At 72.5% G+C, this 11,766-nt stretch carries 13 protein-coding genes; 6 read left to right on the top strand and 7 right to left on the bottom strand.

The genetic code is table 11. From position 1 onward, the window contains the following. Position 1 precedes the first annotated feature (1 nt). Positions 2-1,366, top strand: coding sequence for an amidohydrolase (locus IH50_RS0107880; RefSeq protein WP_030858764.1), 1,365 nt, complete (start codon positions 2-4; stop codon positions 1,364-1,366). A 180-nt stretch (positions 1,367-1,546) separates the two neighbouring features. Further along, positions 1,547-1,732: a hypothetical protein gene (locus IH50_RS39450; protein ID WP_030858763.1), complete on the top strand. Its 186-nt coding sequence runs from the start codon at positions 1,547-1,549 to the stop codon at positions 1,730-1,732. Between the two features lie 18 nt (positions 1,733-1,750). On the opposite strand, the gene IH50_RS0107870 is transcribed toward IH50_RS39450, so the two are convergent. Together IH50_RS0107870 and IH50_RS37495 are read right to left on the bottom strand one after the other, a co-directional pair. Then, a complete protein-coding gene (locus IH50_RS0107870; RefSeq protein ID WP_030858762.1) occupies positions 1,751-2,215 on the bottom strand; it encodes a hypothetical protein in 465 nt (154 codons plus the stop codon). Further along, positions 2,212-2,958, bottom strand: coding sequence for an ATP-binding protein (locus IH50_RS37495; RefSeq protein ID WP_078913890.1), 747 nt, complete (start codon positions 2,956-2,958; stop codon positions 2,212-2,214). Before IH50_RS37495 ends, IH50_RS0107870 begins: the two co-directional genes overlap by 4 nt. Positions 2,959-3,181: 223 nt before the next feature. Here IH50_RS37495 and IH50_RS0107860 point away from each other — a divergent pair, with 223 nt between their 5' ends. The 3 genes from IH50_RS0107860 to IH50_RS0107850 all read left to right on the top strand — a co-directional run bounded on the left by IH50_RS0107860 (position 3,182) and on the right by IH50_RS0107850 (position 5,239). Next, entirely contained in the window at positions 3,182-4,042 is an 861-nt protein-coding gene (locus tag IH50_RS0107860; protein ID WP_030858760.1) for a helix-turn-helix domain-containing protein, read from the top strand. Continuing rightward, positions 4,043-4,336 carry a DUF397 domain-containing protein gene (locus tag IH50_RS0107855; RefSeq protein ID WP_030858759.1) on the top strand — a complete coding sequence of 98 codons (294 nt, stop codon included), beginning with the start codon at positions 4,043-4,045 and terminating at the stop codon, positions 4,334-4,336. Positions 4,337-4,435: 99 nt separating this feature from the next. After that, complete coding sequence (locus tag IH50_RS0107850; RefSeq protein ID WP_078913889.1) at positions 4,436-5,239, top strand: SAM-dependent methyltransferase; 804 nt, start codon at positions 4,436-4,438, stop codon at positions 5,237-5,239. 265 nt (positions 5,240-5,504) lie between these two features. On the opposite strand, the gene IH50_RS0107845 is transcribed toward IH50_RS0107850, so the two are convergent. After that, the gene (locus tag IH50_RS0107845) at positions 5,505-7,019 is read right to left on the bottom strand and encodes a glutamate synthase subunit beta (protein WP_030858757.1); all 1,515 of its coding nucleotides are present in this window, start codon (positions 7,017-7,019) and stop codon (positions 5,505-5,507) included. A 135-nt stretch (positions 7,020-7,154) separates the two neighbouring features. Next, a complete protein-coding gene (locus IH50_RS0107840) occupies positions 7,155-7,634 on the bottom strand; it encodes a DUF1772 domain-containing protein (protein ID WP_030858756.1) in 480 nt (159 codons plus the stop codon). 244 nt (positions 7,635-7,878) lie between these two features. Between IH50_RS0107840 and IH50_RS0107835 the strand changes: the two genes are divergently transcribed. Next, entirely contained in the window at positions 7,879-8,511 is a 633-nt protein-coding gene (locus IH50_RS0107835) for a uridine kinase (RefSeq protein ID WP_030858754.1), read from the top strand. A 37-nt stretch (positions 8,512-8,548) separates the two neighbouring features. Here the strand turns inward: IH50_RS0107835 and IH50_RS0107830 are convergent, their stop codons facing one another. The 3 genes from IH50_RS0107830 to IH50_RS0107820 all read right to left on the bottom strand — a co-directional run bounded on the left by IH50_RS0107830 (position 8,549) and on the right by IH50_RS0107820 (position 11,667). Continuing rightward, the gene (locus IH50_RS0107830) at positions 8,549-9,676 is read right to left on the bottom strand and encodes a magnesium and cobalt transport protein CorA (RefSeq protein WP_030858752.1); all 1,128 of its coding nucleotides are present in this window, start codon (positions 9,674-9,676) and stop codon (positions 8,549-8,551) included. A gap of 165 nt (positions 9,677-9,841) precedes the next feature. Further along, positions 9,842-10,774, bottom strand: a complete 933-nt coding sequence (locus IH50_RS0107825; RefSeq protein WP_030858749.1) for a carbohydrate kinase family protein — start codon at positions 10,772-10,774, stop codon at positions 9,842-9,844. Next, positions 10,756-11,667 (bottom strand): pseudouridine-5'-phosphate glycosidase, encoded by a 912-nt coding sequence (locus IH50_RS0107820; protein WP_030858747.1) that lies wholly within the window; start codon positions 11,665-11,667, stop codon positions 10,756-10,758. The genes IH50_RS0107825 and IH50_RS0107820 overlap by 19 nt, the downstream gene beginning before the upstream one ends. Positions 11,668-11,766: the final 99 nt, after the last annotated feature.

The following is an 11,766-nucleotide window of genomic DNA, read 5'->3' as shown; positions in this document are numbered from 1 at the left end:
GATGACACCCGCTGCCACGGAGAGTCCGGCCGACCTCGTCATCACCGGATGCGCCGTCCTCACGCACGACGACCGGGAACGGATCGGCTTCGCGGAGGACTCGGCGATCGTCGTACGGGGCGGGGTGGTGGAGGAGGTGACCGGTGCCGGGGCGGTCACGGGGCGGACGGCCCGGGAGTGGATCGACGCCCGGGGGCAGGTCGCGCTGCCCGGTCTGATCAACTGCCACACGCACGCCCCGATGGCCGCCCTGCGCGGCATCGCCGAGGACCTGCCGACCGAGGAGTGGTTCAACGACGTCATCTGGCCGGTCGAGTCCAACCTCACCGGGCGGGACGTCGAACTGGGCGCGCTGCTCGCCTGCGCCGAGATGATCCGGGGCGGGGTCACCTGCTTCGCCGACCACTACTTCGCCATGGACGCGGTCGCCGCCGTGGTCACCGGGTGCGGGATGCGGGCGCTGCTGGGGGAGGCGTTCTTCTCCTCGCAGGGGGCCGAGGGGCGGGAGCGGTCGCTGGCGTTCGCGCTGCGGCACCGGGGGGCCGCCGACGGCCGTATCACCACCGCCCTCGCCCCGCACGCCCCCTACACCGTCGACGACGCCGACCTCGCCGCCACCGCGCGGCTGGCGCGCGAGCACGGACTGCCCGTGCATCTGCACGCCGCCGAGAACCGCGACCAGACCGAGGCCAGTCTCGCCCGGTACGGTGTCACCCCCGTCGAGGTCCTGCACCGCACCGGCGTCCTCGACACCGACGTGCTCATCGCCCACGGCACCGGCATCGTCGAGAGCGACCTGCCGCTGCTGGAGCGGGCGAGCGGCCGTACGGCCGTGGCCACCGCGCCCCGCGGCTACCTCAAGTTCGCCTGGCCCCACACCACACCCGTACGCGCCCTGCGCGACATCGGCGTTCCGGTCGGACTCGCCACCGACGGCGCCGCCTCCAACAACTCCCTCGACGTGTGGGAGTCGATGGCGCTCACCTCCCTGATCCAGAAGTCGACCGAGAACGACCCCCGCTGGCTGACCTCCCGGCAGGTCCTGCACCACGCCACCCTGCAGAGCGCCCGCGCGGTCGGCCTCGGCGGCAGCGTCGGCAGCATCGCGCCGGGCCACCGCGCCGACCTCGTCCTCGTCGACCTCACCGGGCCGCACACCCAGCCCGTGCACGACCTCGCCGCGACCCTGGTGCACAGCGCCCGCGCCGCCGACGTCCGTACGACGATCGTCGACGGCCGGATCCTCATGCGGGACCGGGAACTGCTCACGATCGACGTGCCCGAGGTGGTGCGGGAGCTGGGGGAGCGGCTGCCCGCGCTGGTCGACCGGAGCCATGGACGGCGGATCCAGGAGTACGGCACCTGACGGCACGATCGGTGCGGCGGCCGGTACGGAGGGTGACCTTCTGGTGCGATCGGTCGAGAGTCCGGTCACACTTGGCGGTGAACGGGTGTCAACTACGTCTCAGTACCGTCACTGAGCAAGGCGTTCACCCCATGGTTGGCGTTTAACTCTACGAGTACAACGCAGCATGGAGGTGGCAGGGTGAACGGGCGAACGGTGCTCGAACGCTTTCCCGCAGGTGGACCGCGTGGCTCATGGCCGGCGGAGGAGTTCGCCCACGCGCGCCGCCTGGAGGGTCTGCCCGCCGAGGTTGTCATGGACCTCGCGACCGACATGTTCCTGGTGATCGTCCGGGGGAACGGCGGGGGTGGCGACGCCACGGCGTGACCGTGCCGGGCTGCCCGGTTACGCGGTGACGGGGCGTGACCAGGCGGGGGGCGTTCCCGTCAGGCGGCACAGGGCGAGATAGAGCGGTATCGGCGGCGTATAGGGGAGCGTGCCGTCGGGGCGGTGGATCAGGCCGGGGAGGCCCGGGGCACCGCCGGGGGCCTCCGAGGGAGCGGGGAGGACCGCGCCGGTGGCGTAGTGGGCGGGGGCCGGCCACTCCATGGCGTAGTCGGAATCGGACGGGACCAGCCACCACCAGTGCGCGTCATCGGCGTACACGCAGCCCACGCGGGGCAGCCGGGGCATCACCAGCGGGCCGAAGCGGGCGGGCACCGCCACCGCGTCGCAGCCCATGGGCGCGGTCATGCCGTCGGGGACGGGGAGCCGCCGGGGGGCGTGGGCGCCGAGGGCGTGCCGTTCGCGCTGGAACCGCACCAGTGAGTTCAGGCCCAGCACACGGGTGCCGGGTGCACCGCCTGTCACGCCCGGCTCCAGGGGCGGGGGGTGCGCTGGTGCGGGGGGAGTGGCGGGGCCGGCGGGGTGGGGGTCTGGTCTCCGGCCGTCGGGCCGGGGGTTTCCGCCGCCGGGCCGTGGTTTCCGGCCGCCGGGGCGTGGGGGCGGTCCGGTTCGTCCGCGGAGTCGTCGTCCGGAGTGCCGGGCGGGCCCGGCTTCGGGCGGGCGCCCCAGCCCAGGTCGTCGGTGGGCTCCACGGGACCGTGCCCGGTGCCGCCGGCGTCCGCCGTGCGGGGGAGGTCGGCCCAGACCAGCAGTCCGGGGCCGTTCTCGTGCGCGCCCCACGAATGACACAGGGCGTCGATGAGGAGCAGTCCCCTCCCGTGCTCGTCCTCCGGCTGCTGCCGGGTGTTCGCCCGGGGCTGGCCCGGCGCGCACCCCTCGTCGCGCACGGCTATGCGCACCAGCTCGCCACCGTCGTGCAGCTCGCAGACTATGTGGCTGCTCGCCGTGTGCACGATGGCGTTGGTGACCAGTTCGGAGACGACGAGAGCCGCGGTGTCACAGGTGTCCTCGCACACCGACCAGCCGGTCAGCCGTGCCCTCGTCAGGCGTCTGGCCTGAGCCGGGGAACCCGGATGAGCGGCCAGTTCGAAACGGAACCGGCGCTCGGCGGCGACCCCCGAGGGGGCGGACACCGAGGCGGCGCCGAGGCCGATGGACCCTGCGGCGGCGTCTGTTCCTAAGGGCGCGGACGGAATCACGCTTGCCACTATCGCCCCGCCGTGAACACTTGGCAAGTGTCACTCTGAAAAATGCAGAGTGCGGTGTGACGTTCTGGACGGGCGTGGCACACTGCTCGCAACAGCACCCCGCGCGGCGCCAGTTGGGATCGCCGAAGATCCGTTCGAATGCGAGTTCGGGCAGAGTGGATCTTCGGATGGATCTTCGAGTGGCGCCGCCGGGCTGTCGGCTTTTGTTCGAGGGAGGTGGAGAGTGAGCGAACCCCGGTCCGCGCCGACGGTGGGACAGGTCGTCCTCGGCCGGCGCCTGCTGGACCTGCGGGAACGCGCGGGACTCAAGCGTGAGGAAGCGGCCCGCATCCTCCGTGTCGCGCCCGCCACCGTCCGCCGCATGGAGATGGCCGAGGTCGCGCTCAAGATCCCGTACCTCCAGATGCTGCTGAAGGAGTACGGCGTCTCCGACGAGGAGGCCGAGGCCTTCGTGCACCTGGCGGAGGACGCCAACCGGCCCGGCTGGTGGCAGCGCTTCCATGACATCCTGCCCGGCTGGTTCTCGATGTACGTCAGCCTGGAGGGTGCGGCCTCCCTCATCCGCAGCTACGAACCCCACTTCGTCCCCGGACTGCTCCAGACCGAGGACTACGCGCGCGGCGTGCTGCGCTCCGGGGCCGTCGGGCAGACCCGGCCCGAGGACATGGAACGCCACGTCGACCTGCGCATGCGACGGCAGGAGCTGCTCACCCGCAAGGACGCGCCCCGGGTGTGGGTCGTGATGGACGAGACCGCGCTCCGCCGCCCGGTCGGCGGCCCGGAGGTGATGCGCGCGCAGATCGACAAGTTGCTCGAGGCCACGAAGCTGCCCAATGTGACGCTGCAGATCGCCACGTTCGCCGGTGGGCCCCATCCCGGCACGTACGGGCCGTTCGTGCTGTTCCGATTCGCCATGCCCGAACTGCCGGACATGGTCTACAGCGAGTACCTGACCGGCGCCGTCTACCTGGACGCGCGCGAAGAGGTGGCGACCCACCTCGAGGTCATGGACCGCATGGCGGCGCAGGCCGCTACGGCACATCGCACGAAGGAGATCCTCAGAGATCTCCGCAAGGAGCTGTGAATGGAACTCGTGAAGCCCCTGGACCCCCTGAAGTCCCCGCCCCGCCCGCGGGCGCGCACCGGAAGGATCTACAACGGCATGCCCGCGCGGGAGCTGGGCAGCGAGGGCTGGCACAAGCCGTGGAGCGGCGGCAACGGAGGGAACTGCCTGGAGGCGATGAAGCTCGAGGACGGCCGGATCGCCGTACGCCAGTCCACCGACCCGGACGGGCCGGCGCTCATCTACACCTCCGCCGAGATGACGGCCTTCATCGAGGGAGCGAAGGCGGGAGAGGCGGATTTCCTGCTGTCCTGAACCTTGTTGTCCGCTCTACCTTTGTTCCCCCTTCTGGCTTGGCACCGACTTGATCCCTAACCGTTGCAATTGCAGGCGCAGAGACTTATGGAGTCCTTCATGACCGGGCAGCACCCCGTGGAGATCGACACGAGCAGGCCCCATCCCGCGCGGATGTACGACTGGTATCTCGGAGGCAAGGACAACTACCCGGTCGACGAGGCCATGGGGAAGCAGATGCTCGCCCTCGACCCGCGGGTGCCGGTGATGGCGCGGGTGAACCGCGCGTTCATGCAGCGGGCCACGCGCTGGCTGGCCGGGCAGGGCGTACGGCAGTTCCTCGACGTCGGCACGGGCATCCCCACCGAGCCCAACCTGCATCAGGTGGCGCAGGGGGTCGCGCCCGACGCCCGTGTCGTGTACTGCGACAACGACCCCATCGTGCTGGCCCACGCGGCGGCCCTGCTGCGCGGTACGGACGAGGGAGTGACCGAGTACCTCCAGGCCGATGTGCGTGATCCGGACGTCATCCTGGAAGGCGCGCGGAAGATCCTCGACTTCGACGAGCCGATCGCGCTGTCGCTGATCGCGCTGCTGCACTTCGTCTCCGACGAGGACGGGGCGCACGAGCTGGTCGGGCGGCTGCTGGACGCGCTGCCCTCGGGCAGCTACCTGGTCGTCACCCACGCGACGTCCGACTTCACCCCGGAGGAGTCGAAGGCGGCCACGGAGAAGCTCAAGGCGGCGGGCGTCACCCTGGCGCTCCGCTCCCGTGAGGAGTTCACCCGCTTCTTCGACGGCCTGACCCTCGTGGAACCGGGCGTCCAGGTTCCCCACCACTGGCGCCCCGAACTGGGCGACCCGATTCCGGGCCAGGACGACGACATCATCCCCGGCTACGGCGCGGTGGCCCGCAAGCCGTGACCCCGGAGGCGGCGGCCCGCCCCCACAACACAGCGGGCCGCCCCCTTCACACCCGCGGTCCCCCACACGCCGCATCCCCGCCCTCCGCGGGCAGTCGTGCCTCCCCCAGTGCCTTAAGGGCCTGGGAGGTACCCCCAGGGCGGCACGGGTGGGCGCGACGGCACCCCGCAAGCGCCGGGCCGCGCGAACACCCCCGGCCCGAACCAACCCCGGGTGCCCCGCATGACGCCAGACCGCCCCGGGACACACAATCCGCAGGACCGGCTCATACCGCCATCGGCCGGTCATAGGGACCGATCGGCGCCGGCAGCCGACTCGCCGCACCCGTCAGATAGCGGTCGACCGCCGCGGCCACCGCCCGCCCCTCGGCGATCGCCCACACGATCAGCGACTGCCCCCGAGCCGCGTCCCCCGCCGCGAACACCCCCGGCACGTTCGTGCCGAAGCCCGCATCCCGTGCGACCGTGCCACGAGGCGACACCTCCACCCCGAGCCGGGCGAGGAGCCCGTCCCCCCGTTCCGGCCCGGAAAAGCCCAGCGCGAGCAGCACGAGATCCACCGGCAGCACCCGCTCGGTCCCCGGCACGGGCCGACGTCCGGCGTCCACCCCCACCAGGTGCAGCGCACACACCCGTCCGTCCCCGTCCCCGGTGAAACGCACCGTGGACGCCGCGAACAACCGCGCGTCAGCGCCCACGCCCGCGTCCACGCCCGCCCCCACCGCCGGCGCCATCCGCGACACCCCGGCCTCCTCATGCGCCGCGGACATCCGGTACACCCTCGGATACGTCGGCCACGGCTCGGCGTCCTCATCGCGCTCGTCCCCCGGCCGGCCGTAGATGTCGAGCTGGGTGACCGACGCGGCCCCCTCCCGCACCGCCGTACCCAGACAGTCCGCCCCCGTGTCACCGCCACCGACGATGACGACATGCCGCCCCGCGGCCGACAGCGGCGACGACTCCAGATCCCCCTCGCACACCCGGTTCGCGAGCGGCAGATACTCCATCGCCTGGTGAATCCCCGCCAGTTCACGCCCCGGCACGGCAAGCTCCCGCCACGCCGTGGCCCCCGTCGCGATCACCACCGCGTCGTACCGCGCCCGCAACTCCGCCGCGTCCACGTCCCGCCCGACCGTCGTGGACGTACGGAACTTCGTCCCCTCGGCCCGCATCTGCTCCACCCGCCGCTCCAGATGCCGCTTCTCCATCTTGAACTCGGGGATGCCGTACCGCATCAGTCCGCCGACCCGGTCGTCCCGCTCGTACACGGCGACCGTGTGCCCCGCCCGGGTGAGCTGCTGGGCCGCGGCCAGCCCGGCCGGGCCCGAACCGATGACCGCGACCGTCCGGCCGGAGAGCCGCTCCGGCGGCGCCGGCGGGGTGAAGTCCTCCTCCCAGGCCCGGTCGGCGATGGCACACTCGACGTTCTTGATGGTGACCGCAGGCTGGTTGATGGCGAGCACACACCCCGCCTCGCAGGGCGCCGGACACAACCGGCCGGTGAACTCCGGGAAGTTGTTGGTGGCATGCAGCCGCTCCGCCGCCGCCCGCCAGTCCTCCCGCGAGACCAGCTCGTTCCACTCGGGGATGAGATTGCCGAGCGGGCAGGCCTGGTGGCAGAACGGCACACCGCAGTCCATGCAGCGGTCGGCCTGCGCACTGACGATGGGCAGCAGCGCCCCCGGCACGTACACCTCGTTCCAGTCGCGGACCCGTTCCTCGACGGGCCGGCGCGGCCATTCCTCGCGGGGCGTGGTCAGAAAACCCTTGGGATCGGCCATGGCCGTGTTCCTTGCGTGCGCGGGTGACAGGCCGTGCGTCGTCGGGCGGCACTCCTCGGGCCACGATACGTCCGCTCACCCGCCCCCGCAGAGCGCCGGGACAGCGCTTTCCCGGGAGCCCGTCGGCCGGGCCCCTCAGACGAGGGCCAGGAGGTACGCCACCGCCGCCCCGGCTGAGGCGAGCGCGCGGACGTGGTTCCACCTCGTCCACTCGCGCACATAGGCCGGCCAGTACGCGGCCGCCTCCGGGCCGTCCGGTCCGAGCCGGGCCAGCGCCTCGTTGCGCGGTATGTTCGCGGCCACGGTCAGCCCGAACGAGCCGACCAGATACAGGGCACCGCCCACCAGGAGCTCGACCGTCCCCTCGTCCGGCCACAGCACGCACGTCACCACCGTGACCACCGCGCAGAGTATCGCCGTACCGAGGAACAGCAGCATGAAGGCCGGCCGCACCGCCGCCACGTTGACCGCCTGCATGGCGGCCACCCCCTGTGCCGGCGGCAGCGCCGCGAGCCCTCTCATCACGAACGTGGAGAAGGCGCAGAAGACCCCGGCCGTCAGCCCGGTCCCGAGCACGCCCAGCACCGTCAGCACGAAGTACGGCCCGTCGATCATGTCGTCACCCCCGTCCCGGCCGGGACTCCTCCCCGGCCACCACCGTCATCGCCAGTGAAAGCGCCCCTTGGCGTCCCCGGCCATGGCCCAGGAGCGCGGGCGCATGCGCGAACGTCCAGGGACGTCGAACACCCCGGGCGCCACCCGCTCCTCCGGGCATCGGGCCCCGAATCCGTACAGCCGGGAGATCTGTACCGTCAGGAGGCCCACGCGGCCGGACGGACCGCGGGCGCATCATGGCCGTGTGCGACTCGAAGCGATCACCTGGGACCGGCTCGGCGACCTCCTCGCCGAGCGCCTGCTGGAGCTGAAGACGGCCGACGGCGGACCCTGGCCGCGGGTCGCCCTCGACGGCGCCCCCGCCGCGCGTCCGGGAGACCTCGCTGAGCGGGTCGCCGAGGCGCTGCGGATACGCGGCCGGCCCTCCCTGGTCGTCGGCACCGAGGGCTTCCTGCGGCCCGCCTCCGTCCGGCTCGAATACGGCCACCGGGACCTGGAGTCCTACTACGGCGGCTGGTACGACACCGGCGCCCTCTGGCGCGAGGTGTTCGGCCCCCTCGAACCCGGCGGGAGCGGACGCGTCCTGCCCGACCTGTGGGACCCCGTCACCGACCGCGCCACCCGCAGCCCCTATGTCCCCCTACCTCCCGGCGGCGTGCTGTTGCTGCACGGCCCCCTCCTCCTGCGCCACTGGTTCCCCTTCGACCTGAGCGTCCATGTCCTTCTCTCCCCGGGCGCCCTGCGCCGCCGTACCGCCGAGGCCGAGCACTGGACCCTCCCCGCCTTCGAGTGCTACGAGCAGGAGACCGACCCCGCCGGCACGGCCGACGTACTGGTACGGGCCGACGACCCCCGCCATCCGGCCTGGCGTGGCTGACCCCGCCTCCCCGCCCGGCGGTGGAGGGCAGCGGGTCTCAGAGCCAGCGGCTGCGCCGGAACGCCCGGTACAGCAGCAGGCACGCCACGGATATCACCCCGATGACCATGCCGTAGCCGTACCGCCAGTGCAGCTCCGGCATGTGGTCGAAGTTCATGCCGTACATCCCGCAGACCATCGTCGGCACCGCCACGATCGCCGCCCAAGCGGTGATCTTGCGCATGTCCTCGTTCTGCGCGACCGTGACCTGCGCCAGATGCGCCTGGAGGATGGAGTTCAGCAGCTCGTCGAAGGCCGCTATCTGCTCCTTCGCCCGCAGCAGATGGTCGGAGACGTCACGGAAGTACGCCTGTATCTCCGGGGGGACCACCCGGATCGGCCGGGTGGCGAGCTCCTCCAGCGGCCGGCCCAGTGGCACCACCGCCCGCTTCAGTTCGAGGAGTTCGCGCTTGAGCTGGTAGATGTGGCCCGGATCGACCCGCGCGCCGTGCTCCGCGAACACATCCGTCTCGACCTGGTCGATGTCCTCCTGGACCGAGTCGATGACGGTCAGATAGTCGTCGACCACATGGTCCGCGATCGCGTGCAGCACCGTGGACGGGCCCTGGGCGAGCTGCTCGGGATCGGACTCCAGCCCCTCGCGCAGCGGTCCCAGCGAGCCGTGCCGGCCGTGCCGCACCGTGACCACGAAGTCCTCGCCGAGGAACACCATGATCTCGCCGGTGTCCACCACCTCGCTGTTCGCGGTGAGTTCCTCGTGCTCGACGTAGCAGACCGTCTTGAACACGGCGAACAGCGTCTCCCCGTACCGCTCCAGCTTGGGCCGCTGGTGGGCCTCGACCGCGTCCTCCACCGCCAGCGGGTGCAGGTCGAACAGCTCCGCGATGCCGGCGAACTCCCGGGTGGTCGGCTCGTGCAGCCCCAGCCAGACGAAACCCTCGCCGCTCTTGCGCACCTGCCTCACCGCGTCCACCAGGTCCCCGGGCGCGCCGGTGCGGTGACCGTCCCGGTACGTCACGCAGTTGACCACCGAGGAGCCCAGCGGGGAGCGGGCCGGATGGCTCAGGTCCACACGGGGCCGCCGCCGCGCCAGCCGTGCCACCCGGCGCAGCCCGCCGACCTTGCCGAGATTCGTGACCTTCCGCAGATTCCCTGCCATGGACATCCGCTTCTCCTTGCGTGGTTCCCCCGTGCGCCGTCCTGCGTCCCGCGCTCTGGACCGCCAGTCTGCCAGTCCCGGACGAGTCGTGTGCGAGCCTGTGGGAAGAGGGAATTCCGCTTTGTTCCCTCCTGTGGACAAAGGGAGTTGACCCGTCGTGACACCCGTTCGTCAGACGGGTGCCGACGGGCGGCCCCCTATGTGTTCCACCGCCTGCGCGCCCGCCCGGCAGCCCTCCCGCGCCGCCTGCTCCGGGCCGGCTCCCGCGAGCAGGGCCGCGAGGAACGCGCCCGTGAACGCGTCACCGGCACCCGTGGTGTCCCGGGGCACCGCCGGCACGGCCGGGACGCGGGCGTACACCTTCCCGGACCGCGCGAGCAACGCGCCCTCGGCACCCTGCTTGGCCACCACCAGCGGAACGTGCCGGCTCAGCCGTGCCGCGGCGTCCGCGACCTCGGACACCCCCGTGAGCAGGCACGCCTCGTCACGGCTGGGCAGCAGGACGTCCACGCCCTCGGCCAGCGACAGGAACCGGTCGACGCCCAGCCGCACGAGGAACCCCGCCGACGCCGGATCCAGACTCACCGGCACCCCACGGGCCCGCGCCGCCTTCGACGCCACCGAGGCCAAGGCCCTGCCCGGCTCGGTGAACAGCAGGTAGCCCGACAGATGCAGCCGCGCCACCCCGTCCAGCAACGCGTCCGACCAGTCACCGGGGGCCAGTCGCAGCGACGCGCCACTGTCCGTGAGGAACGTCCGCTCGGCCGCCGCGCCTCCGTCGACCAGGCAGATCACCGTTCCCGTCGGTGCCTGTCCGTCCACGACCAGCAGCGGACGGACCCCGCAAGCGGCCAGCTCCCGCTCGTGCCAGGCCGCCGCGTCCTCGCCCACCCGCCCGAGGAGCCGCACCTCCGTGCCGTCCCGGCGCGCCGCCCAGCAGGCCACGTTGGCGCCCGCGCCGCCCGGCACCGTCCGGATCGCCGCCGCCGTGTCCGTACCCGGCGCGAGCGGACCCCGGTGCCGGACGACCACATCCGTGATCACATCGCCGACGACCAGCAGCGCCCCGCCCCGCACGGTGTCCGTCACTCCCCGGCGGCCCAGGACGCCGCGACCCGCGCGGCCAGCCGTACGTTGCCCCGGACCGCCGCCAGGTTCGCGGCGAGGGAGGCGCCGTCGGTGTGCCGGACCAGGTGATCGAGCAGGAAGGGCGTGACGGCCTGGCCGGTGACGCCCTCCGCCTCGCACGCGCGCAGCGCCTCGTCGAGCACCCGCGCGTGCAGCCCGGGATCCAACTGCTCCTCCTCGGGAACCGGGTTGGCCACGATCAGCGCCGACTCCGGTCCGCCCAGCGCGTCCTGTGCCCGCATGACCTGCGCCACCTGCGCCGGAGAGTCCAGCCGCCAGTCCACGGGGTGTCCGGAGTCGGACAGGTAGAAGCCGGGGAAACGGTCCGTGCCGTATCCGGCGACCGCCACCCCCAGCGTCTCCAGCCGCTGAAGGGTCGCGGGCACGTCCAGGATCGACTTCACGCCCGCGCACACCACGGTGATCCGCGTCCGCGCCAGCAGGCCGAGGTCGGCCGACTCGTCCTGGCTCACCGTCCACTGCCGGTGCACACCACCGAGCCCTCCGGTGGCGAACACCCGTATGCCCGCGAGCGCCGCCAGCAGGGCCGTGGCCGACACCGTGGTCGCCCCGCTCGCCCCGGCGGCCACCGCGAGCGGGAGATCCCGGTGGCCCAGCTTGCGGATGCCGTCCTCGCTCGCGACCCGCTCCAGCTGCTCCTTGTCCAGGCCGACCCGGGGCCGCCCGTCCAGCACGGCGATCGTCGCCGGTACCGCGCCCTCCTGCCGTACGGCCGCCTCCAGCTCCAGCGCCACCCGGAGATTGCGCGGCCGGGGCAGCCCGTGGGCGATGATCGTGGACTCCAGGGCCACCACCGGGCGGGCCGCGGCGATCGCCTCCCGTACCTCTTCGGACACCATGAGCACCACGTGCCTGTCTCCTGTCTGCCGGTTCTCCCCTCATCTCTGGCGGGCCGGGCACCGGGCCAAACCCCCTTGCGCGCCGTCATGGGTGTCGCGGAGGCTGGG

The organism is Streptomyces sp. NRRL S-37 (assembly GCF_000721605.1).
GTDB lineage: Bacteria > Actinomycetota > Actinomycetes > Streptomycetales > Streptomycetaceae > Streptomyces.
Note: the sequence above shows the minus strand (reverse complement) of the source record. Positions and strands in the feature narration are given on the sequence as shown.